General features: G+C 69.9%; 21 protein-coding genes. 3 read left to right on the plus strand and 18 right to left on the minus strand.

Annotated elements, in window-relative coordinates:
- Window positions 1-814, minus strand: an 814-nt coding sequence (locus RBJ65_RS37285) for a glycine betaine/L-proline ABC transporter ATP-binding protein (protein ID WP_306332198.1), incomplete at its 3' end; no start/stop codon positions are given.
- A gap of 303 nt (window positions 815-1,117) precedes the next feature.
- Between RBJ65_RS37285 and RBJ65_RS37290 the strand changes: the two genes are divergently transcribed.
- The 3 genes from RBJ65_RS37290 (at window position 1,118) to RBJ65_RS37300 (ending at window position 4,173) form a co-directional block, all read left to right on the plus strand.
- The gene (locus tag RBJ65_RS37290; RefSeq protein ID WP_306319399.1) at window positions 1,118-2,026 is read left to right on the plus strand and encodes a 5'-3' exonuclease; all 909 of its coding nucleotides are present in this window, start codon (window positions 1,118-1,120) and stop codon (window positions 2,024-2,026) included.
- A gap of 48 nt (window positions 2,027-2,074) precedes the next feature.
- The gene (locus RBJ65_RS37295; RefSeq protein ID WP_306319217.1) at window positions 2,075-2,911 is read left to right on the plus strand and encodes a siderophore-interacting protein; all 837 of its coding nucleotides are present in this window, start codon (window positions 2,075-2,077) and stop codon (window positions 2,909-2,911) included.
- Window positions 2,912-3,192: 281 nt separating this feature from the next.
- Window positions 3,193-4,173, plus strand: coding sequence for a pseudouridine synthase (locus RBJ65_RS37300; RefSeq protein ID WP_306319218.1), 981 nt, complete (start codon window positions 3,193-3,195; stop codon window positions 4,171-4,173).
- 51 nt (window positions 4,174-4,224) lie between these two features.
- Here the strand turns inward: RBJ65_RS37300 and RBJ65_RS37305 are convergent, their stop codons facing one another.
- The 17 genes from RBJ65_RS37305 to RBJ65_RS37385 all read right to left on the minus strand — a co-directional run bounded on the left by RBJ65_RS37305 (window position 4,225) and on the right by RBJ65_RS37385 (window position 21,777).
- Window positions 4,225-5,682, minus strand: coding sequence for a cytochrome P450 (locus tag RBJ65_RS37305; protein WP_306319400.1), 1,458 nt, complete (start codon window positions 5,680-5,682; stop codon window positions 4,225-4,227).
- A gap of 181 nt (window positions 5,683-5,863) precedes the next feature.
- On the minus strand, window positions 5,864-6,529 hold the full coding sequence (locus RBJ65_RS37310) for an ATP/GTP-binding protein (protein ID WP_306319219.1): 666 nt from the start codon (window positions 6,527-6,529) through the stop codon (window positions 5,864-5,866).
- Complete coding sequence (locus RBJ65_RS37315) at window positions 6,510-6,917, minus strand: DUF742 domain-containing protein (protein ID WP_306319220.1); 408 nt, start codon at window positions 6,915-6,917, stop codon at window positions 6,510-6,512. Before RBJ65_RS37315 ends, RBJ65_RS37310 begins: the two co-directional genes overlap by 20 nt.
- Entirely contained in the window at window positions 6,914-7,321 is a 408-nt protein-coding gene (locus tag RBJ65_RS37320; protein ID WP_306319221.1) for a roadblock/LC7 domain-containing protein, read from the minus strand. The genes RBJ65_RS37315 and RBJ65_RS37320 overlap by 4 nt, the downstream gene beginning before the upstream one ends.
- Window positions 7,318-9,021: an ATP-binding protein gene (locus RBJ65_RS37325; RefSeq protein ID WP_306319222.1), complete on the minus strand. Its 1,704-nt coding sequence runs from the start codon at window positions 9,019-9,021 to the stop codon at window positions 7,318-7,320. The genes RBJ65_RS37320 and RBJ65_RS37325 overlap by 4 nt, the downstream gene beginning before the upstream one ends.
- A gap of 470 nt (window positions 9,022-9,491) precedes the next feature.
- Window positions 9,492-12,302, minus strand: a complete 2,811-nt coding sequence (locus RBJ65_RS37330) for a DEAD/DEAH box helicase (protein ID WP_372341282.1) — start codon at window positions 12,300-12,302, stop codon at window positions 9,492-9,494.
- Window positions 12,303-12,363: 61 nt separating this feature from the next.
- Entirely contained in the window at window positions 12,364-13,260 is an 897-nt protein-coding gene (locus RBJ65_RS37335; protein ID WP_306319224.1) for a diacylglycerol kinase, read from the minus strand.
- Between the two features lie 42 nt (window positions 13,261-13,302).
- Entirely contained in the window at window positions 13,303-14,268 is a 966-nt protein-coding gene (gene tatC / locus RBJ65_RS37340) for a twin-arginine translocase subunit TatC (protein WP_306319225.1), read from the minus strand.
- A gap of 51 nt (window positions 14,269-14,319) precedes the next feature.
- The gene (gene tatA / locus RBJ65_RS37345) at window positions 14,320-14,607 is read right to left on the minus strand and encodes a Sec-independent protein translocase subunit TatA (RefSeq protein ID WP_306319226.1); all 288 of its coding nucleotides are present in this window, start codon (window positions 14,605-14,607) and stop codon (window positions 14,320-14,322) included.
- A 260-nt stretch (window positions 14,608-14,867) separates the two neighbouring features.
- Window positions 14,868-15,065 (minus strand): hypothetical protein, encoded by a 198-nt coding sequence (locus RBJ65_RS37350; protein WP_306319227.1) that lies wholly within the window; start codon window positions 15,063-15,065, stop codon window positions 14,868-14,870.
- A gap of 9 nt (window positions 15,066-15,074) precedes the next feature.
- Complete coding sequence (locus RBJ65_RS37355) at window positions 15,075-15,320, minus strand: hypothetical protein (RefSeq protein ID WP_306319401.1); 246 nt, start codon at window positions 15,318-15,320, stop codon at window positions 15,075-15,077.
- Between the two features lie 118 nt (window positions 15,321-15,438).
- On the minus strand, window positions 15,439-16,395 hold the full coding sequence (locus RBJ65_RS37360) for a YafY family protein (protein WP_306319228.1): 957 nt from the start codon (window positions 16,393-16,395) through the stop codon (window positions 15,439-15,441).
- A gap of 18 nt (window positions 16,396-16,413) precedes the next feature.
- Window positions 16,414-17,367 (minus strand): YafY family protein, encoded by a 954-nt coding sequence (locus RBJ65_RS37365; RefSeq protein ID WP_306319229.1) that lies wholly within the window; start codon window positions 17,365-17,367, stop codon window positions 16,414-16,416.
- Window positions 17,368-17,497: 130 nt separating this feature from the next.
- The gene (locus tag RBJ65_RS37370; RefSeq protein ID WP_306319230.1) at window positions 17,498-17,872 is read right to left on the minus strand and encodes an FKBP-type peptidyl-prolyl cis-trans isomerase; all 375 of its coding nucleotides are present in this window, start codon (window positions 17,870-17,872) and stop codon (window positions 17,498-17,500) included.
- Window positions 17,873-17,995: 123 nt separating this feature from the next.
- Window positions 17,996-19,012: an FKBP-type peptidyl-prolyl cis-trans isomerase gene (locus tag RBJ65_RS37375; protein ID WP_306319231.1), complete on the minus strand. Its 1,017-nt coding sequence runs from the start codon at window positions 19,010-19,012 to the stop codon at window positions 17,996-17,998.
- A gap of 134 nt (window positions 19,013-19,146) precedes the next feature.
- Complete coding sequence (gene pafA, locus RBJ65_RS37380) at window positions 19,147-20,508, minus strand: Pup--protein ligase (RefSeq protein WP_306319232.1); 1,362 nt, start codon at window positions 20,506-20,508, stop codon at window positions 19,147-19,149.
- A gap of 9 nt (window positions 20,509-20,517) precedes the next feature.
- Window positions 20,518-21,777, minus strand: a complete 1,260-nt coding sequence (locus RBJ65_RS37385; RefSeq protein ID WP_372341283.1) for an MFS transporter — start codon at window positions 21,775-21,777, stop codon at window positions 20,518-20,520.
- Between the last annotated feature and the right edge of the window lie 27 nt (window positions 21,778-21,804).

Genomic DNA, 21,804 nt, shown 5'->3' on the forward strand with positions numbered 1-21,804 from the left:
ACACGCGGGAGCGGTCGACGTCCTGCGTGAACGACGCGACGTAGTCATTGGCCGGCGTGACGAGGATGTCCTCGGCCGAACCGATCTGAACGATGCGGCCGTCGCGCATGACGGCGATGTTGTCGCCCAGCCGCATGGCCTCGTTCAGGTCGTGGGTGATGAAGACGATCGTCTTCTTCAGCGTCTTCTGCAGCTCCAGCAGCTGGTCCTGCATGTCACGACGGATCAGCGGGTCGAGCGCACTGAACGACTCGTCCATCAGCAGCAGATCGGCGTCCGTGGCCAGCGCACGGGCCAGGCCCACACGCTGCTGCATACCGCCCGACAGCTCGTCCGGGAAGGACTTCTCCCACCCCTCCAGACCCGCCAGGCGCAGCGACTCGATCGCCCGCTCCTCGCGCTCGGCGCGCGGCACACCCTGCACCTCCAGGCCGTACGCCGCGTTCTCCATCACGGAGCGGTGCGGGAACAGCGCGAAGTGCTGGAACACCATGCTGATCTTGTGCGAACGCACCTCGCGCAGCTCGCGCGGCGACAGCGTCGTCAGGTCCTGACCGTCGAAACGGACGTGACCCGCCGTGGGCTCCAACAGCCCGTTCAGCATGCGCAGGAGCGTGGACTTACCGGACCCGGACAGGCCCATGACCACGAAGATCTGGCCGGACTCGACCGTGAACGACGCGTCGATCACGGCGGCGGTGGTTCCTTCGGCGCGCAACTCCTCACGGTCTGCACCGCTGCGGAGCTTCTCCACAGCCTCAGCGGGTCGTCTGCCGAACACCTTGTACAGGTCTTCGGCTTCAAGCCTGGACACATACACCTCTCGGGTCGAACCAACACGGCCCGCCTCCCCCGCCGGCGGGCCGTAGAGCGACGCGGATCCGTCCGCTTGACCGACCCGCCCACTTCAATAGTTGAAGCGCGGACCGGCTCTGCTCCGAGATGGCGCTTGCCCCCGTTTATGTGAACCAAACGAAGAAGTTACCCAGTTCACAGCACTTCACTCACACTGTTCACTTACTCACAGTCGGTAACTGTCAGTGGTGTGCGGCATGATGCGAGCGTGACCCAGACGACATCCACGAACTCCACGGCAGGATCGGCGGACCGCCGCCTGATGCTGCTGGACACGGCATCTCTGTACTTCCGCGCCTACTTCGGGGTGCCGGACTCGGTGAGGGCCCCGGACGGCACTCCGGTGAATGCGGTGCGCGGGCTCCTCGAATTCATCACCCGTCTCGTCCACGACCACCGCCCCACGCACCTCGTGGCGTGCATGGACGCGGACTGGCGCCCCCAGTGGCGCGTCGACCTCATCCCCTCGTACAAGGCGCACCGCGTCGCGGAGGAGACCGCGGCCGGTTCGCCGGACGAGGAGGAGATCCCCGACACCCTCTCCCCGCAGGTCCCGGTCATCGAGGCGGTGCTCGACGCGCTGGGTATCGCGCGGGTGGGCGTGGAGGGGTACGAGGCGGACGACGTGATCGGCACGTTCACGGGCCGCGCCGAGGGCCCGGTCGACATCGTCACCGGCGACCGCGACCTCTTCCAGCTCGTCGACGACAAGCTGCAGCGCCGCGTCCTGTACCCGCTCAAGGGCGTCGGCACGCTGCAGGTGACGGACGAGGACCTGCTCCGCGAGAAGTACGGGGTGGACGGCGCCGGTTACGCGGACATGGCACTCCTGCGCGGCGACCCGAGCGACGGCCTGCCGGGCGTGCCGGGCGTCGGCGAGAAGACGGCGGCGAAGCTGCTCGCGCAGTACGGGGACCTGGCCGGGATCATGGCGGCGGTCGACGACCCCAAGTCCAAGCTGACGCCGACCCAGCGCAAGCGGCTCGACGAGGCGCGCCCATATCTGGCGGTGGCCCCGACGGTGGTGCGCGTCGCGGGCGACGTACCGCTGCCGAAGGTGGACACGACGCTGCCACGTGAGCCGCGCGACCCTGCGGCGCTCGACGACTTGGCGGCCCGCTGGGGCTTGGGAGGTTCTTTGCAACGCCTCCTCATCACCCTCTCAGAATGAGGTGTTAACTTAGGCATACCTAACTAGCAGTGGATCGAGGGAGACCCCATGGCCGAGCGCCCCGCACGCCCGCCCCGCAAGGCCCGCTCCGCACAGGTTGTGCGCGCCGAGAGCCTCACGCCCCACATGCGGCGGGTGGTGCTCGGCGGGCAGGGCCTCGCGGACTTCCCGCAGGAGCTCGAACACACCGACCACTACGTCAAGTTGCTCTTCGCGCCGCCCGGCGTCAGCTACGACGAGCCCTTCGACATGGCCCGCATCCGCGAGGAACTCCCCCGCGACCAGTGGCCGGTGACGCGTACGTACACGGTGCGCGCCTGGGACCCGAGCGCCCTCGAGCTCACCCTCGACTTCGTGGTGCACGGCGACGAGGGCCTGGCCGGCCCGTGGGCGGCGGCCGCCGAACCCGGCCAGACCATCCACCTGATGGGCCCCGGCGGCGCCTACCACCCCGACACCACGGCCGACTGGCACCTCATCGCGGGCGACGAGAGCGCCCTCCCTGCGATCGCCGCCGCCCTCGAAGCGCTCCCCGAGGGTGCCCGGGCCCACGCCTTCATCGAGGTCGAGAACCCCGACGAAGAGCAGAAGATCGACTCCCCGGCCCCGGTCACCTGGCTGCACCGCGCGGGCCGCCCGGTCGGCCAGGCCCTCATCGATTCGGTCACGGGCCTGGACTTCCCCGAGGGCCGCGTCCACGCCTTCGTCCACGGCGAGGCCGGCTTCGTCAAGGAACTCCGCCGCCACCTCCGCAAGGACCGCGCCATCCCCCGCGAGGACCTCTCCATCTCCGGCTACTGGCGCCTCGGCCACAACGAGGACGGCTGGCAAGCCTCCAAGCGCGACTGGAACGCCCAGGTCGAGGCCGAACAGGAAGCCCCCTGACCACCGACGACTTCCAATTCCCGGCCGCCCACCGACGGCCTCCAGTTCCCGGCCGCCCACCGACGGTCTCCAGTGTCCGGTTTCCGGCAACGAGGGACGCCGGTCCCCGGCGCCGGGCGCCGGGCGCCGGGCGCCCCATCCCAAGGCCTCAGCGGCGGGCGACCAAATCAAGCCCCGAGCGGCGGGTGACCCCAAATCAAGCCCCTGCGGCGATTGAGCAGCGGGGTCCGGGGCAGCGCCCCGCGACCGCGCCCCCGTCGCCGCGCCTACCCTTGACCCACGTGAGAAGACGCAAGCGCCCCACCCCACCCCCCTCCCCGCTGGCGCAGCGCTCCGGCATCGACGCCGTCCGCGTCCGCATGCCCGCCACCCCAGCGGAGCGCACCGTGCGGGACCACCTCGTCGCCCGCCTCCCCGCCCCGGCCGACGTGATCGACGCCATGATCGCCCAGGGCGCCTTCGTCACCGCCGACGGCACCCCCGTCACCCCCGACACCCCCTACGAGATCGGCGGCAACGTCTGGTTCCACCGGGACCTCGCCCCCGAGCCCCCCGTGCCGTACGACGTCGAGGTCGTGTACCGCGACGAGCACATCGTGATCGCCGACAAGCCGCACTTCCTCGCCACGACACCGCGCGGCAGCCACGTCACCGAGACCGCGCTCGCCCGCCTCCGCCGCGACCTCGGCATCGAGCGCCTCAGCCCGGCCCACCGCCTCGACCGCCTCACCGCAGGCCTCGTGCTGTTCGTGGTGCGGCCCGAGGACCGCGGCCGGTACCAGACCCTGTTCCGCGACCGCCGCGTCACCAAGAAGTACGAGGCGGTCGCCGCGTACGACCCACAGGTGACGCTCCCCGTCACCCTGCGCTCACGCATCGAGAAGGCGCCGGGGCGGCTCGCCGCGTTCGAGGTGCCGGGCGCCGAGCCCAACGCCCAGAGCCACATCGAACTGGCCGACCACAAGGGGGACTTGGGGCTCTACCACCTCACCCCGCACACCGGCCGCACGCACCAACTGCGCGTCCACATGAACCGCGTCGGCCTGCCGATCCTCGGCGACCCCCTCTTCCCGGAGACCGTCGAGCCGACACCGGCGCCGGACGACTTCCGACGCCCCCTCCAACTCCTGTCCCGCACCCTGGAGTTCACGGATCCGGTGACAGGCCGTGAGCACCACTTCATGAGTCGAAGGGAACTCACGGCCTGGACCGCGTACGAGAAGTGGAACCGGGAGCCCCGCCAGGAACCCCAAGAACCCTAGGAACCCTAGGAACCCCAAGAACCCTAGGAACCGGAACCCTAGGAACCCGGCTCACTCACCACGCCACCACCGCAGGAACCGCTGCCACACACCACGCTTGACCGGCTCCTGCGCCTCCGGATACCCGTACGGGCGCGGCGCGTGTGCGACGGGATCGGGAGCCGCGGCCACCGGCGTCGCGACCGGCTGCGGCGTCGACGACGGCGCGGGCGGCGGCGTGGGCGGCACGCCCGAACCGACCCGCCACTCCGGCCGCTGCGCCGGCAACTGCCCCGGCTGGGACTTCACGTCCTGCGGCGGCCGCGGCGTGAAGTCCACCGGCAGCTCCACCAGGTGCCGCCCCATGATCGTCGACGTCCACCTCAACTCGCTCTCGGGTACCTCGAGTTCGGCGTCGGGCAGCCGCATCAGGAACGCGTCGACGCCGATCTCCGCCACCGCACGCCCGATGTCCTGCCCGGGGCACTCGTGCGGCCCGCCGCCGAACGCGAGGTGCGAGCGGTTGCCCATCATGTGGGCGCCGGGTTCGGGCCGCACCCTCGGGTCCGCGTTGCCCGGCTGGATGCCGAAGATCAGGCCGTCCCCGGCACGGATGCGCTGCCCGCCCAGCTCCGTGTCCGCCTTGGCGAAGTAGCCGATGTTGGCGCTGAACGGCGGCTCGTCCCACAGCGACTGCTCGACCGCCTCCGGCACGGTCATCTGCCCGCCGTTGAGCCGCGCGCGGAACCGTGGGTCGGTGAGCACGACCCGCAGCACGTTGGCGATGAGGTTGGCCCCGCCCTCGTGCGTGGCGATGAGGATGACCCGCAGATGCTGCGCGACCTCGTCGTCGGTGAGCGCGGCGGGGGCGGCGATGAGGGCGCTGGTGAAGTCGTCCTCAAGCAGCTCGGCGCGACGCCGCACGGCGAGGTCCATCAGGATGCCCATGATGTACTCGTTGCTCGCGACGGCCGTCTCGCTGCCCCTGAGCAGATCGCGGGCGGCCTGCACGAAGCGCTCGCTGTACGCCTCGGGGGCGCCCAGCACCTCCAGCATCACCATCATCGGAAGGTGCTCGGCGAACTCGCTGACGACCTCGCAGGTGCCGCGCTCGGAGAACCGGTTGATGATCTCCTGCGTGGCCCGGTTGATGGAGCGGCGCAGCTCACGGTGGACCACGGTGTCGACGGCGGCGGTGACCGCGCTGCGCAGCCGTAGGTGCTCGGATCCCTCCTCCATCGAGCACATGGGCTGCCAGGTGAAGACCGGGGCGAGCGGGTGCGTGGGCTTGACGGTGCCGTCCTTGATGGCGCTCCAGTTGCGGGAGTCCCGGTTGAACAGGGCGGTGGTGCTCACCATTTGGAGGTTCTCGGTGTGCCCGAGCACCGCCCACATGGGTACGTCCTCGTGGATGAGGGCCGGGGCGACAGGACCGTACTCGGCGCGGAGCTTCTCGTACACACCGGCGAGGTCCGCGTCCGCCTCGGGCCCGTACAGCCGGCGCAGTCCGTCGGGGCCGAGGGCGTGCATGGGGCAGCCCGGCGGCGGCGCGAGCGAGGTATCCGCGGGGGCGTCGTATCCGGTGGACGACGTGGACGACTGTGGGGGCTGGGAGGATGACGTCACAAGAACGCTCCGGTCGGTGTGGTCGACTGACGGGTGGTGAGAGTGACGGACGACGGTGGGGGGACGGGATGGGGACGCGGGGGGCTCAAGCGCGGTGCAGCGCCATCTCGTGCAGGAACCGCATCAGCGTGAGCAGCACCTCGCGGCTCGACGCCCTGCGGCGTACGTCGCAGTCGATGATGGGGACGTAACTGTCCAGGTCGAGGGCGTGCCGCAGCTCCTCGGTGGGGTAGCGCGGCCCGTCGGGGAAGGTGTTGTTGGCGATCACGAACGGGACGCCGCGCTCCTCCAGCCGCCCGATGACGTCGAAGCTGACCTTGAGGCGGCGGGTGTCGACGAGCACGACGGCGCCGAGCGCGCCTTCGAAGAGCCCGTTCCACAGGAACCAGAACCGCTCCTGCCCCGGCGTGCCGAAGAGGTACAGGACGAGTTCCTCGGTGATCCCGATGCGGCCGAAGTCCATCGCCACGGTGGTCGCGGTCTTGGTGTCCGAGCCGTAGTTGTCGTCGACGCCGATGCCCGCCTGCGTCATGGTCTCTTCGGTGGTGAGCGGGCGGATCTCGCTGACGGAGCCGACCATGGTGGTCTTGCCGACGCCGAAGCCGCCCACGATGACGATCTTGACGGCGGAGGTGACGGTGTCGGGCAGCCGCTCCTCGGCCCGCGGGCCGGGGATGTGCACGGTCGTCGCGGTGTCGGTACCTGTGCCGGGGCCGGGGCCTGTCGCGCTGTCAGAGCTTCTGTAGTCCATGCATCACCGCTTCGAGAAGGGAACGGTCCGCGACCGCGCCTCGGATCACCGGCGCGCGCGCCTGCACGAGATCGGCCGCGAGGAGTTCGCCGAGCAGCACGGTGACCACGCTGAACGGCAGTTGGAGGTAGGCCGAGATCTCAGCCGTCGACAGGGGGGTCTTGCACAGCCGTATGACCGCGGCCTGTTCGGGCGGGGCCGAGGGCGGCGGTTCGCCGCGCGCCACGATCAGCGTCACCAGGTCGAGCGGCGCGCGCTCGCTGCCGTCGGTGCCTCCCGTGATGACGTAGAGGCGCTCGGGGTCGGGCTTTCCGCTGTTCTGCGGTGCCCGGCGCTCGCGTTTGGGCGGCGGTTCCCGGAAGGGGGGTTCTGGTGGGCGGTGCGTCATACGGTCTGGCCGTTGCGCCGGGGCGGGCTCGTCAGGTGGGCGCCGATCCGGATGACGAGATCGCGCATCTGGTGACTGACGAGGCCCGCGTCGACGAACTGGTCGGCCAGCACGGCGAGATAGGCGCCCTTCCCCGCGGCCATCAGATAGAAGAAGCCGGCGTCGACCTCGATGATGACCATGTTCATCTGGCCGCTGCTGTCGGGGATTTCCGTGGCGACGGCGGACGCGAGTGACTGAAGTCCCGCGCAGGCGGCGGCGATCCGGTCGGCGGCGTCCGGGTCGCCGCCGTAGCGGGCGATGCGCAGGCCGTCCGAGGAGAGCACCACCACCTGACGCACCTGGGGCACGCACTCGGCGAGCTCCTTGAGCATCCAGTCGAAATTGGCCCGTTGTTGGATCACTGGCGGTCTCCCTCGTCGACCTGCTGGTTGTAAGCGTCTTCATGCGGCTTGGCCGAGCCCTCCTGGTCCTGCGCGGTCTCCCCCACCGCGTCGGCCGCCTCGGCCTGGCCCCCCTCGGGCTTCAGTCCGTTCATGAACGCCTCGACCCACAGGCCGGGTTCGGGCAGTTCGGGCCCGCTGTGCTCGTCCGGCTCCGCGGCCGGCGCGGGGGCCGGAGCCGGTGCCTCGGCTGCCGCAGGAGCGGCCGGCGCCGCCGGTGGCGGCGTCGAGAGGTCCGGGTTGCGGGGCGTCACGATGATCTGGTCCTCGATGACCTTCGTGTCGTACTTCCTGCGCCGCTGCGGCAACCCGTTGGCCCGCCATTCGGTGACCACGGGTACGTCGTCTTCCTCCATCGCGGCGATCAGCGGGGCGGAGGGGCGCGGGCCCGTGACGGGACGGGGTCCCGTGGTGGGGCGGCGCGTCTTCTTCAGCCGCGGCTCTTCCTTGATCGGTACGCCGGTGTGGTCGACGCGCGGCACGGCGGAGGCGCCGATGCCGTGGGCGAGGCCGGGGGCGGGCTGGGTGCTCATCATGTCGCGCGGCACGACGAGGACCGCGCGCACGCCGCCGTACGCGGACTGGCGCAGCGAGATCTGCATGTCGTACATCGAGCAGAGCCGGCCCACGATGGACAGGCCGAGCCGCGGGTTCTCACCGAGGTCGTTGAGGTCGGTGCCGGCCTTGGCCTTGTCGAGCATGCCCTCGGTCTTGCGGCGCTGCTCCTCGCTGAGGCTGACGCCGCCGTCCTCGATCTCGATGGCGACGCCGGTCTGCACCTCGACCGCGGTGACGTGCACGCGGGTGGTGGGCGGCGAGTACCGGGTGGCGTTGTCGAGGAGTTCGGCGCAGGCGTGGATGACGGGCTCGACGGAGACGCCCCTGATGGCGACGTCGCAGATGGCGTGCAGGTCGATGCGCGGGTATTCGAGGATGCGCGACATGGCGCCGCGCAGCACGCTGTAGAGCTTGACGGGCCTGGGCCACTGGCGCCCGGGGCGGGCGCCGCCGAGGACGGTGACGGAGTCGGCGAGGCGGCCGATCAGGGCCGTGCCGTGGTCGACGCGCAGCAGGTCGTCGAAGACCTCGGGGTTGCGGCCGTGGTCCTCTTCCATCTCGCGGAGTTCCTCGGCCTGCTTGTGCACGATGGCCTGGACGCGGCGGGCGATGGAGACGAAGGCGCGCTGCGCGGCGTCCCGCATCGTGATCTCGGAGTCGATCTCCTTGAGGGCGATGCTCATCAACTCGCGCTCGCCCGCGGTGACATCGCGGAAGGCGGGCTCGGCCTCGCAGGTGTTGCGGACCGCGTCGTACGGCTTGTCGCCGCAGTGCATCCGGTACAGGGCGTACGGGAAGACCTCCTTGGCCACCCGCATCGTCCGGTGCTCCTGGGCGGCGATGTGCGCTTCCAACTCGGCTACGTGCCGGGTGAATTGGGCCCGCTGCGCGCGGTTCACGCGGCCGCGGCGGACGGTCTCGGCGGAGACGGCGAGCACGAGGAGCGCGCCGAGCGCGCCGCACAGGGCGACGGCGAGTCGAGCGGGCTGCGTGACCAGCGCGGTGGCCGCTCCGGTGGCGGCCGCCATGACCATGGCGGGCAGCAACAGCACGCGCAGATAGGGGACTTCTCGGCCACCGGGAGGCGATTGAACACTCACCATGTATGCCCTCTGAACGGTCGGGTCGGGGAAATTCGGGTGGTTCGTGGGGTGGTTCGTCACGCTTGGCCACACTTGAGAGGCGCCGGATCACAGAACTTCGGCACATAGGGGAACAAGCGGCCGAATCCATCTCAACTCGGTGCGCTGCGAGCGAGCTTAGTCGGACCGGATCATCGCTGAGGCATATTCAGCAAGGGCCTGAAATCGGCCCCGCGACAGGAATACACTCGCTCCATTTACACGCTCGGTCGCGATTCGCACACATGGAGCAATGGCGTCCGTGCGGCCGAACTCGGCCGTCTGCGCAGCGTGTTCGCGCACCGGCGCACGGGATGGCGCCCGCTCTCCGGCCGTCGCGCGGCCCGCGGGCGCCCCCGTCCTTCGTTCAGGGGATCCCCATCAATGAGAGCGGCGCGGTCGAATTCACCGGATCGACGGGTCCGCGCCACTCTCCTACCCCGCCAACTCTCCTACCCCACCGAGGAGTAGGCCACGACGCCGCGCCGTACCGCGTCGACCGCCTTGCGGGCGTTGCGGCCCACCGTGGAGCCCTCCGTGGGGGCGGCCGCCGCGATCTGCCCGAGCACGTCGATGACCTGCTTGCACCACCGGACGAAGTCCCCGGCCGGCATCTCCGCCTCCCGCAGCACCTCGTCGAGCCCCTTCCCGGAGGCCCACTGGTACGCGATCCACGCGAAGCCGAGGTCGGGCTCGCGCTGCCCGACGCCCTCGGCCTGGTTGATCCGGAACTCCTCCTCGAGAGCGTCGAGCCGCCCCCAGATCCGCACCATTTCGCCGAGCGCCGCCTTCGCCTTGCCCGAGGGCAGCTTCGGCGCCAGCGCGTCGTCGGCGACCCGCGCCTCGAACACCAACGCCGAGACGCACGCCGCGAGTTCGGCCGGGTTCAGCCCCTCCCAGACGCCGTCGCGCAGGCACTCACTGGCGAGCAGGTCCAGCTCCCCGTACAGCCGCGCGAGCCGCTTTCCGTGCTCGGTGACCTCGTCGCCGCGCAGATAGTCCATCTCCGTAAGGAGCTTGACGATCCGGTCGAAGGTCCGCGCGATCGTGTTCGTACGCCCCTCGATGCGGCGCTCCAGCTGACCGGTGTCCCGCTTGAGCCGGTAGTAGCGCTCGGCCCAGCGCGCGTGGTCCTCGCGGTCGGAGCAGCCGTGGCACGGGTGCGCGCGCAGCTCGGCCCGCAGGCGCGAGATCTCCCGGTCGTCGGCGGCCTGCGAACGGCCCTTCTTCTTGTGCCGGTCGGGCACGATGTGCCCGGCCTTCGTGCGCAGCGCGGACGCGAGATCGCGCCGGGACTGCGGCGAGCGCGGATTGAACGACTTCGGGATCCGCATCCGCTCAAGGGCCTCCACCGGCACCGGAAAGTCGATGGACGCGAGCCGCTTGACCTGCCGCTCGGCGGTCAGCACCAGCGGCCGCGGCCCGTCGTGGTGCTCGAAGCCGCGATGCCCGTTGGACCGGCCCGCCGGAATGCCCGGGTCGAGTACGAGCGCGAGACCCGCGAACTTCCCGGTCGGTACGTGGATGACATCGCCCGGCTTGAGCTTCTCCAGCGCGGCCGCCGCCTGCGCGCGCCGCTGCGCGGCGCCCTGCTTGGCCAACTCGGTCTCGCGGTCCTTGAGTTCGCGGCGCAGCCGCGCGTACTCCTCGAAGTCGCCGAGGTGGCAGGTCATGGACTCCTTGTAGCCCTCGAGCCCCTCCTCGTTCTTCTGCACCTGCCGGGAGATCCCGACGACCGAGCGGTCCGCCTGGAACTGGGCGAACGAGGTCTCCAGAAGCTCCCTCGACCGGTGTCGGCCGAACTGCTCGACCAGGTTCACCGCCATGTTGTACGAGGGCCGGAAGCTGGATCTGAGCGGGTACGTGCGCGTACCGGCCAGGCCCGCCAGGTACTCGGGGCTGAAGCCGCGCTGCCACAGCACCACGGCGTGGCCCTCGACATCGATGCCGCGGCGGCCCGCACGGCCGGTGAGCTGCGTGTACTCGCCGGGCGTGATGTCGGCGTGCTGCTCGCCGTTCCACTTGACGAGCTTCTCCAACACCACGGATCTCGCGGGCATGTTGATGCCGAGCGCGAGCGTCTCCGTCGCGAAGACCGCCTTCACCAGGCCGCGTACGAACAGCTCCTCGACGACCTCCTTGAAGGTCGGCAGCATGCCCGCGTGGTGGGCGGCGATGCCGCGCTCCAGGCCTTCGAGCCACTCGAAGTAGCCGAGGACGTGCAGGTCCTCGTCGGGGATCGCCGCCGTGCGCTCCTCGACTATGGCGCGGACCTCGGCCCGCGCGTCCTCGTCGTTGAGCCGCAGGCCCGCGTACAGGCACTGCTGGACGGCGGCCTCGCAGGCGGCGCGGCTGAAGATGAACGTGATGGCGGGCAGCAGGCCTTCGGAGTCGAGCCGCTCGATGACCTCGGGTCTGCCCGGCGTCCAGATCCGGGAGCGCTGTCTGCGCTCCCGCTCCCGGTCGGCCTCGCGCATGTGGCGCCCGCGCCGCCGGTCCTGGTACGAGGGGCGGCTGGCCTCCATGCGCGCCATCCGCGTCAGGTCGGGGTTGACCGCCTTCTTGCTGCCCTCCCCCTCCTCGAAGAGGTCGTACATCCGGCGCCCGGCGAGCACGTGCTGGAACAGCGGCACGGGCCGGTGCTCGGAGACGATCACCTCGGTGTCGCCGCGCACGGTGTCGAGCCAGTCGCCGAACTCCTCCGCGTTCGACACCGTCGCCGACAGGGAGACCAGCGTCACGGACTCCTGGAGGTGGATGATCACCTCTTCCCAGACGGCGCCGCGGAAGCGGTCGGAGAGGTAGTGCACCTCGTCCATGACCACGTATCCGAGGTTGAGCAGCGACTGCGATCCGGCATACAGCATGTTCCGCAGCACCTCGGTGGTCATCACGACCACGGGCGCGTCACTGTTCACACTGTTGTCGCCGGTCAGCAGGCCGACCTTGTCGGCGCCGTATCTCTTCGCCAGGTCCTGGTACTTCTGGTTGGAGAGCGCCTTGATGGGCGTCGTGTAGAAACACTTCTTGCCCTGCTGGAGGGCGAGGTGCACGGCGAATTCGCCGACGATCGTCTTGCCGGAGCCGGTGGGCGCCGCGACCAGGACGCCCTTGCCCGCCTCCAGCGCCTGGCACGCCTCGATCTGGAAGGGGTCGAGGCCGAAGTCGTACATCTCGCGGAAGGACGCGAGTGCGGTGGCCTGCTCGGCGGCCCGCTTACGGGCTGCCGCATACCGCTCGGCCGGGGAGAGGTCCTCTGTCATCGTGCTTTCCAGCCTACCGACGACCACTGACATCGGACGATCATTATCCGGTAAGGCCCGCTCAGGGGGTCCTGGTGAGGATCCGCACGGCCCCCGGCACACACTCCGCGACCAGCGGCAACGCGCCGACCGGCTCCCCGTCCGCGTACCCGGTGATCCCCTCGGCGGCCAGCTCGACGCGCGAGGCCCGGTACACGCTGACGGCGGGGTGGCTCAGATGCGTCCCCTTGTAGACCCGCGGAAACACCTTCACCAGCTCGGTCCGCGAGCAGTCCCCGACGACGGTCACGTCGAAAAGACCGTCGTCCATCTCGGCGTCGGCGCATATCCGCATGCCGCCGCCGTACGAGGTTCCGTTGCCGACGGCGACGAGCGTCGCGGCGACCTCCCGTACGGACCCGTCGTCGAGCGTCAGCTTGAACGGCACGGCCTTGAAAGTGGCGAGTTCGGCGACGATCGCCAGGTCGTACTTGAAACGCCCCAGCGGCAGCCGCATCCGGTTGCCCCGGTCGTTGACCCGGGAGTCGAACCCGGAGGCGAGCACGGTCCCGAACCAGTGGTCGCCGATCCGCCCGAGGTCGACGTCCCGGACCAGCGAGCCCTTGAGCGCCTCGGCGACGAGCGCCCCGCCCACGCCCGGCTCACGGATCGGAAGCCCCAGCGCCCGCGCGAAGTCGTTCCCGGTGCCGACGGCGACGATCCCCAGCGGGGTGTCGGTCCCGGCGACGGCCTGCAGGGCGAGGTTCACCAGCCCGTCCCCGCCGACGGCCACCAGCGCCCCGGTCCCCTCCGCCACCGCTTCACGCGCGCGTGCCAGCGCGTCGTCGGCGTCCGCACCGACGACGGTACGCACCTGGAACCCGGCCGCCCGCAAAGCAGCGGCGGCCGGCTGCGCAGCCTGTGCGCCCCGGCCGCGCCCCGCGGTGGGATTGACGAAGAGGGTGATCTCACTGCTCACGGGCGGACACTAACAAGTACCCCGCCCTGAACTGGAGTTACCTCAGGTCACATCGTCGTAACCGTTGACCCGGTCCGGCCGCGCCCCGCCATCGGAGGTTGCCTGCTCGGGCAGCGCACGGCTCGCCGAGACGGATTCGATCTCGCCGATGTCCTCGGGCGTCAGGTCGAGCTCGGAGGCCTCGTCGTCGGCGGGGCCGTTGGCCTCGCTCACGCGCCTGCGCCGGTCATTGAGCAGCGAGAAGCCGACGGCCGCGAAGTAGAGGATCCAGATCGGCCCGGCGAGCGCCATCATGGTCAGCGGGTCGGTGCTCGGCGTCGCGATGGCGGCGAACACGGTGATGCCCATGATCATGGCGCGCCACCAGCCGAGCATCCGCCTGCCGGTGATGGCGCCGATCATGTTCAGGAAGACGAGCAGCAGCGGCAGCTCGAAGGCGAGGCCGAAGACCAGCACCATGCGCAGCACGAGGTCGAGCAGGTCGTCCAGCGGCAGCAGGTTCTGGGCATTGCCCGGCGTGAAGTCGATGAGGACCTTCGCCGTCGTCGGCAGCACCGAGTAGGCGAAGTAGGCGCCGGCCACGAAGAGCGGCGCGCCCGTGCCCACGAACGCGTACGCGTACTTCTTCTCGTGCCGGTGCAGTCCGGGCGCCACGAAGCCCCAGAGCTGGTACAGCCAGACCGGCGAGGCGGCGACGACGCCGACCATCAGCGACACCTTCAGCGCGAGGGTGAAGGGGGTCAGCAGACCATTGAGGGTGATCTGGGCGCAGGGCTCGTCCGATGTGGACTTCGCCAGCTCCGAGAACGACTGCTCACAGCCGACCGAGTCGAGGATGGGCCGGGTGATCAGGTTGATGATGTCGTTGTAGAAGAACGCGGCGACGATCGTGACCGCGACGATGGCAACCAGCGCCTTCGCGAGCCGGTTGCGAAGCTCGCGCAGGTGCTCCGCGAGCGGCATCCGCCCCTCGGGGTCCTTCTCCTGCTTGCGGGCAGACTTGAGCAACCCACGTCCTCATCTCGTGCGGCAGGCCGCCATGGCAGGGGCGGCCTTCGATCAGCTCTTGGTCGTCTGGTTCGGCTGCTCGTTCACGGGACGCGAGCTGTTCACGTCACCAGGGGACGCCTGAATGGTGCGCGGCTGCTGACCGTCCTGCTGCGGAGGGTCGGAAGGAGCGGCCGACTTGTCGCCGCCCTCACCCTTCATGGCCTTGGCCTCGCTCTTGAGGATGCGGGCCGACTTGCCCAGCGAACGCGCCATGTCGGGGAGCTTCTTCGCGCCGAACAGCAGAATGACCACTACGAGGATCAGGATGATCTCGGGTGCGCCGAGCCTTCCGAACATATCCGTTTACCTTCTCACTGAGGCGGCAGGGGGCGGGGCTGCCGGTACCGATCGGACCTCGGACTGTTGTCCGACCACCGTGCTGGCAGCGATCGTATCCCGTGGGGGTAAACACGAGGCAATGCCCGTGCATCCTCCCAATTGCGACCCGCCGCCTCACTACGGGGCCGCCTAAGGGAGCGTACCCGCCGATCCCGCCGACCCGACAGGCCGCAGCGGTAAAGCGCTTACCATCCCGTCTCCACCGGTGCGACGGGGTGTCAGACGGCGTCGCCGCCGGCCTTCGCGACGCCCACCGCGGCCCGCTCCAGATCCTCGGCCGCGCGGTTGATCCGCTGTGTGGTGTCGGCGACTTGGCGCCCGAGGCGCTGCGCCTCGACGAAGACCCGCACCGCGAGGACCGCCAGCACGGCGAGCCCCACGAAACCCACAGCTACCGCCAGCATCGCCCAGAACATGCGCCGAGCCTAGACGGTCTGGTGCAGACGGAGCGTGCTGACCCCGCCACCGGTGAGCAGCTCGATGATGCGCTCACCGGCGGGCTTGCGCACGGACGTCTCGCACTCGGGGCAGGTGAACGAGTAGAAGGTGGTGCGGCGGCTGCCGCCGATCGCCAACCGGATCGCGGACGCGGCCAGTTCGAAGCGGGCGCGGCAGTCGGGGCAGGCGGCCTTGAAGACGACGGGCACCCCCGAGGGCACCGTGGCGGACATCTCGGCGATGTCAGTGAAACCGGCCACACCAGTCATTTCGAGCACCTCGCACCTTTTGTCCGCTCTGCACCATACGTAGCGATACGTCGCCGTGGATCCGGATTCGCGTCCAACTCCCTCACGCCGCCCCGTCGTACGCGGCCAGCGCCTCGCGCGCCGCGTCCCGCGCGCTGCCGGCCAGCTCGGCGGGCGACACGATGTGCCCGTCCCCGCCGAGCCGCAACGCGAGCCTGCGCAGCGAGGACGGGTCCGGGGTGCGCAGCGTGATCCGCAGCCCGCCGTCCGGCAGCTCGTCGGCGCTGTCGTGCGGGTAGTACTCGGCGACCCAGCGCCCGCCGGGACCCACCTCGACGACCACCTCGGGGTCCTCGGCGGCGGGCTGCACAAGCCCCTCGGACAGGTCCCGCAGCTCGACCTCCGGCGGCGCCGAAGGATCGTCCAGGACCTTGATCTCGGCGACCCTGTCAAGCCGGAACGTCCGCCGCGCCTCCGAACGACGACACCACGCCTCTACGTAGGTGTGGCCCACGGAGACGAGCCGGATCGGGTCGATCTCCCGCTCGGTCACCTCGTCCCGCGCGGGCGAGTAGTAGCGGATCCACAGCCGGCGCCCCTGGGAGATCGCCCGGTCGACGTCCGCGAAGACGCCGCCCTCCGACTCGAACGTGACACTCAGCCGCGCACTCGCGCCCGCGACCTCCCCGGCCGCCGCCTCCAGCTTCGCGGTCGCCCGCAGCAGCGCGAGCCGGTCGCTCTCCCGCAGGCCCGGCAACGTAGCCACCGCGCGAGCCGCCACCAGGAGCGCCGTCGCCTCGTCGGCGGCGATCCGCAGCGGCTCGGCGACGTCGTCCGGGTTGTGCCACCAGATGCGGTCGCCGTCGGTGTCGATGTCCAGCAGGTCGCCGCCCCGGAAGCTCGTCCCACACAGCGGCAGCACGTCCAGGTCGGAGATCAGCTCGTCCTCGGTGATGCCGAAGGCCCGCGCGACGTCCTCCACGCGCGCGCCGGGGCGCTCACGCAGATACGTCACCAGCGACAGCATCCGCCGGGTCTGGTCAATGGCGTTGGAAGCCATGGTCGTCCGTACTCCCCCTCAGCCCTTGGCCACCGCGCGCAGCCGGTCCACGACATCGGCCCGCAGCTCGGCGGGCTCCAGCACCACCACGTCGGGACCGAACTCCACGAGCCAGGCGTCGAGCCCGTGCCCGTACGGGATCTCCACCTCGTCCCAGCCGTCGCCCAACTCCCGTACGGAGACGGCCTTGGCGCGCAGCGGGTAACCGGCGCCCGCGCGCAGCCTGATCGACGCGGAGCGGGTGGCGGTCTCCCCCGCCCAGCTCGCCACGGTCTCCCGCACGGTCACCACGTCCGGCACCTGCGCCGTGAACTGCCCGGCCCGCGAGCGCACCTTCCCGGTGATCCGGGACAGCCGGAAGACCCGCTCGGCCTGCCGGTCGCGGTCCCAGCCCGCGAGGTACCAGTGGCCGCGCCAGCACTCCAGGGCCCACGGCTCGACGTGCCGCTGCTCGGGGCGCGCGGCCGTGGCCTTGCGGTAGTCGAAGACGACGGGGCGGCGGTCGCGGCAGGCCAGCATCAGCGGCTCGAAGGACGCCTCGTGCGCGGGGATCCGGGGTTCGAGCGCGCCATGGCTCTCGTACGGGTCCACGTCCTCGGGCATCCCGGCGGCGCGCAGTTTCTGCAGCGCTCCGGAGGCGGCGCCGGCGAGGCGGGCCTGCTGCCAGACCTTCGCGGCGAGGCCGAGGGCGGCGGCCTCCTCGGCGTCGAGGGTGACGGGCGGCAGCCGGTTGCTGTCGCGGCGGGCGAGGTAGCCGACCTCGCCGTCCAGGTTCTCCACGGTCTCGATGACCAGGCCGAGTTCGCGCAGGTCGTCCTTGTCGCGCTCGAACATCCGGTTGAAGGAATCCTCGCTGCCCGCTTCGAGGTAGGCCTCGATGGAGCCGCGCAGCTCGCGCTTGCTGAGGGGACGCCGCGTCCCGAGCAGACACAGCGCCAGATTCATCAGCCGCTCGGCCTTGGCAATCGCCATCGACGCCCTTTCATCAGATGACTCCCGACGGATGACCGTACCGCTCGGGAAGGCACTGGCAAAAGCCGAAGGCCCATGCCAGGTGGCATGGGCCTCGGGGTTGACCGCTCGCGGTCAGGGTGTGACTCGCTCAGACGGCGACCAGGTCACACACGAAGATCAGCGTCTCGCCGGGGGCAATGCGGCCGCCACCGGCGCCGCGGTCGCCGTACGCGAGGTGCGCCGGGATGGTCAGCTCACGACGGCCACCGACCTTCATGCCCTGCACGCCCTTGTCCCAGCCCGTGATGACCTGACCGGCACCCAGCTGGAACTCCAGCGGCTTGCCCCGGTTCCAGGAAGCGTCGAACTCCTCGCCGGTGGAGAAGGACACGCCCACGTAGTGGACCTTCACGAAGTCGCCGGCCTTGGCCTCGGCGCCGTCGCCCTCCCAGAGGTCCTTGATCTGAAGGTCCGCCGGCGGGTCGCCGATCGGGAAGTCGACCTCGGGCTTGTCGATGTTCACGTGAAGTGCTCCTGCTTGTTGACTGCTCTGCAACCGGGACAGTCTGCCATCTTCCGCCGCGCGGTGCGTGACGGCTCGGTGCGTGCCTCAGTGCGTGCCTAAGTGCGTTACTCAGTGCGTGACTCAGTGCGCGGCGAGGATGTCCACGGTGAAGACCAGCGTCGAGTTCGCCGGCAGCGTCTTGCCCTGCGCCTTCTTGCCGTACGCCTGGTCCGGCGGGATCACCAGGAGGACGCGGTCACCGACGTGCTTGCCGACGAGGCCCTGGTCCCAGCCCTTGATGACCTGACCGGCACCGATCGGCGTCGTGAACGGCTGGCCGCTCTTCCAGGACGAGTCGAACAGCTCGGCCTTCTTCTTGCCCTCGTTGATCTTCCAGGCGGCACCGCTGTACTGCATGGTGACCGTCTGGCCCTTCTTGACCTCGTCACCCTTGCCCTGGATCAGCACCTTGTCGACCAGGTCCTTCGGCGGGTCGCTCTTCGGCACCGAGATCGTCGCCGGGGCCTCCTTGTCGGCCTGGATCTGCGGCAGGTTCGACGGGATCGAGGCCTGCTTGCCCTCGGCCTTCTTCGGGATGACCTTGCCGACGTCCACGGCGAACACGAGCGTGTCCGTGCCCTTGATGCCGACCTGCTGGTTGCCCTGGCTGCCGAAGCCCGCGGCCGGCGGCGCCACGACGAGGACCCGGCTGCCCTCCTTCTGCCCGAGCACGGCCTGCGAGAACGCCGGGAGCTGACCCTCGGCGCCCGCCGTCACCATCTGGTCGCCGCCACCCTGGGACCCGTACGTCGAGCCGAGGTCCTTGCCGCCCTTCCAGACCTTGCCCGTGAAGTTCATCGACACCAGGTCGTTCTTCTTCACCGTCGGGCCGTCGCCCTCGGACACCGTGTGCACGACGAACTTGTCGCTCGGGTCGCCCTTGGGCAGCGAGATCTTCGCCTGCTTCCCGTACGCACCCGAGACCTCGGGCATCGGGTCGGCCTTGTCGACCGCCTTCGGTACCGCCGCCGCCTTAGGCGAGGAGGACGACGAATCGGCCTTGTCCGCCGAATCCTTCTTGCCGTCGTCGCTGCCGCAGGCCGTCGCGGTCAGCGCCAGTGCCGGCACGATCAGTAGAGCTGCAAGTCGGCGTCGCACAATCGTCCTCAAGTCGCTCGAATAAGGTCCGGCCACTCTAGGCCCTCACCCTGACAATCCAAGGTACGGCCAGGGGCCTCGTACGAATGATTCGCACGAGGCCCCTGGCCGGATTGCTCAGTGTGTCCATTCACCTACATACCGGCGATCAACTTCTCCACCCGGTCGTCCACACTGCGGAACGGGTCCTTGCACAACACCGTGCGCTGCGCCTGATCGTTCAGCTTCAGGTGCACCCAGTCCACCGTGAAGTCACGACGCTGCTCCTGGGCACGCCGGATGAAGTCGCCGCGCAACCTCGCGCGCGTGGTCTGCGGCGGCACCGACTTGCCCTCGAAGATCTTCAGGTCGTTGCAGATCCGCTTGGCCTGGCCCTTCTTCTCCAGGAGGTAGTAGAGACCGCGCTGCCGGTGGATGTCGTGATACGCGAGGTCTATCTGCGCGACCCTCGGGTGCGACATCGTCATGTTGTGCTTCGAGCGGTAGCGGTCGATCAGCTTGTACTTCATGACCCAGTCGATCTCGTTGCCCACCAGGTCCAGGTTCTCGGTCTCGATGGCATCGAGCGTGCGACCCCACAGCTCCAGGACCTGCTCGACGGTGCCGGTGCGGATGCCCCGGCGCTCGCAGAAGTCCACGGCCTTCTCGTAGTACTCGCGCTGCACCTCGAGGGCGGAGGCCTCCCGGCCGCTCGCCAGACGCACCTTGCGGCGGCCCGTGATGTCGTGACTCACCTCGCGGATCGCCCGGATCGGGTTCTCCAGGGTGAGGTCCCGCATCACCGTGCCCGCCTCGATCATGCGCAGTACGAGATCGGTCGCGCCGACCTTCAACAGCATGGTCGTCTCTGACATGTTCGAGTCGCCGACGATGACATGGAGGCGGCGGTACCGCTCCGCGTCCGCGTGCGGCTCGTCCCTGGTGTTGATGATCGGCCGGGAACGCGTCGTCGCGGAGCTGACGCCCTCCCAGATGTGCTCGGCACGCTGGCTCACGCAGTACACGGCGCCGCGCGGAGTCTGCAGCACCTTGCCCGCACCGCACAGCAACTGCCTGGTGACCAGGAAGGGGATGAGAATGTCCGCGAGCCGCGAGAACTCCCCGTGCCGCGCCACCAAGTAGTTCTCATGGCAGCCGTAGGAGTTTCCAGCCGAGTCGGTGTTGTTCTTGAACAGGTATACGTCGCCGGCGATTCCCTCCTCGTGCAGGCGGCGTTCGGCGTCGACGAGCAGGCCTTCCAGAATGCGCTCGCCCGCCTTGTCGTGCGTGACCAACTCGGTCACGTTGTCACATTCGGGAGTTGCGTATTCCGGATGCGACCCGACATCGAGGTAAAGGCGGGCACCGTTCCGCAGAAAGACGTTGCTGCTGCGGCCCCATGACACGACACGGCGGAAGAGGTACCGCGCCACCTCGTCAGGAGACAGGCGGCGCTGTCCCCTAAACGTACATGTGACGCCGTACTCGTTCTCCAGCCCGAAAATGCGGCGGTCCATGACTGAACATTACGCCCGATCCCCCGAGCTGAAACGGGGTTCGGCAGCACGGTTTGGATCATTTTCCGACGAGCGCGCGACACGCCCGGACGTGCGCGGCTCCCCCAGGACCCGACCCGTTGAAAGCAGCACGACCAGCGCGACCGCCCCGCTGACGGCCGGCACGGCGAACCCCCACCGCGTGCCCGCCCACTCGACGACCGGACCCGCCACGGCCGTTCCCACACTGGAGCCCACCATGAAGGTCGTCACGAGCCACGAGAACGCCTCCGTCACCGTCCCGCGCGGCGCGTGCCGGTCCACCACGATGAACGCGCACGCGATGCACGGCGCGAGGAACACGCCCGCGACCACCGTCAGCGCCACCATCGCCACCGGCCCCGGCATCAGCGTCAACGGCACATAGAACAGCGCCAGTAGCGCCACAAGGAGCCGAAGTCGCGTCTCCGGCGCGCCGGTCCACTGCCGCGCCCCGTAGACACCACCGCCCACCAGCGCGCCGAGCCCGATCGCCGCCATCAGCCAGCCGTACACCGTGTCGCCGCCGCGCCCCTCCGCGTACGACATCGCCGCCACGGTGATCGAACCGAGCGCGATCCCGATGAACAGGAACGTCGCGAGCAGCACCAGCAGCCCCGGCGAGCGCAGCGCCCCCAGCCAGTGCGCCTCACGCGGCGCCGAACGCCACGCGCGCGAAGGCTTCGACACCACCACGGACAGCGCGCCGAGCACCCCGATCACATTCAGGACCACAAGCGCGGCCATCGGCGACCACAGCGACACGCACAGCGTCACCAGCAACGGCCCGACGGTGAACATGACTTCCTGCGCGATCGCGTCCATCGCGTACGCCGTGTGCACCTGCTCCTCGCGCGGCAGCACGCTGGGCCACAGCGCGCGCAGACCGCCCTCCAGCGGCGGCGTGAACAGCCCGGCCAGCGCCATCGCCACGTACGCCACGGGCAGCGAGTCCGTGCCGACGAGCGCGAAGACCGTCATGGCGAGCCCCGACAGGACCGCCGCGGGCAACTGCACCTTCGGCTGGCCCCGCAGGTCGACGAGGCGCCCCAGCACCGGCTGCCCGATCGCGTTCGCCACCCCGTACACCGCCGCGAGCGCCCCCGCGAGGCTGTACGTGCCGCCCTCGGCGCGGATGAACAGCACGACGGCGATCGGCGCGGTGGCATTGGGCAGCCGCCCCACCAGCGTCCCGGTCAGCAGCCGCATCGCGTGCCGCGCCCTGAGGATCTCCGCATAGCCCGCGGCCATCGACCCGCCCCCGCCCTCCAGTTGTCG

Origin of the sequence: Streptomyces sp. KL109B, from assembly GCF_030766935.1 — a bacterium.
In the GTDB taxonomy this organism is placed as follows: domain Bacteria; phylum Actinomycetota; class Actinomycetes; order Streptomycetales; family Streptomycetaceae; genus Streptomyces.

Bases quoted from the DNA above. Each gene is read 5' to 3' on its own strand.
- RBJ65_RS37290 (WP_306319399.1), top strand. From the start codon at position 1,118: ATGCTGCTGGACACGGCATCTCTGTACTTCCGCGCCTACTTCGGGGTG.
- RBJ65_RS37295 (WP_306319217.1), top strand. From the start codon at position 2,075: ATGGCCGAGCGCCCCGCACGCCCGCCCCGCAAGGCCCGCTCCGCACAG.
- RBJ65_RS37305 (WP_306319400.1), bottom strand. From the start codon at position 5,682: ATGCACGCCCTCGGCCCCGACGGACTGCGCCGGCTGTACGGGCCCGAG.
- RBJ65_RS37310 (WP_306319219.1), bottom strand. From the start codon at position 6,529: ATGGACTACAGAAGCTCTGACAGCGCGACAGGCCCCGGCCCCGGCACA.
- RBJ65_RS37315 (WP_306319220.1), bottom strand. From the start codon at position 6,917: ATGACGCACCGCCCACCAGAACCCCCCTTCCGGGAACCGCCGCCCAAA.
- RBJ65_RS37325 (WP_306319222.1), bottom strand. From the start codon at position 9,021: ATGGTGAGTGTTCAATCGCCTCCCGGTGGCCGAGAAGTCCCCTATCTG.
- RBJ65_RS37330 (WP_372341282.1), bottom strand. From the start codon at position 12,302: ATGACAGAGGACCTCTCCCCGGCCGAGCGGTATGCGGCAGCCCGTAAG.
- tatA (WP_306319226.1), bottom strand. From the start codon at position 14,607: ATGTTCGGAAGGCTCGGCGCACCCGAGATCATCCTGATCCTCGTAGTG.
- RBJ65_RS37350 (WP_306319227.1), bottom strand. From the start codon at position 15,065: ATGTTCTGGGCGATGCTGGCGGTAGCTGTGGGTTTCGTGGGGCTCGCC.
- RBJ65_RS37355 (WP_306319401.1), bottom strand. From the start codon at position 15,320: ATGTCCGCCACGGTGCCCTCGGGGGTGCCCGTCGTCTTCAAGGCCGCC.
- RBJ65_RS37360 (WP_306319228.1), bottom strand. From the start codon at position 16,395: ATGGCTTCCAACGCCATTGACCAGACCCGGCGGATGCTGTCGCTGGTG.
- RBJ65_RS37365 (WP_306319229.1), bottom strand. From the start codon at position 17,367: ATGGCGATTGCCAAGGCCGAGCGGCTGATGAATCTGGCGCTGTGTCTG.
- pafA (WP_306319232.1), bottom strand. From the start codon at position 20,508: ATGGACCGCCGCATTTTCGGGCTGGAGAACGAGTACGGCGTCACATGT.
- RBJ65_RS37385 (WP_372341283.1), bottom strand. From the start codon at position 21,777: ATGGCCGCGGGCTATGCGGAGATCCTCAGGGCGCGGCACGCGATGCGG.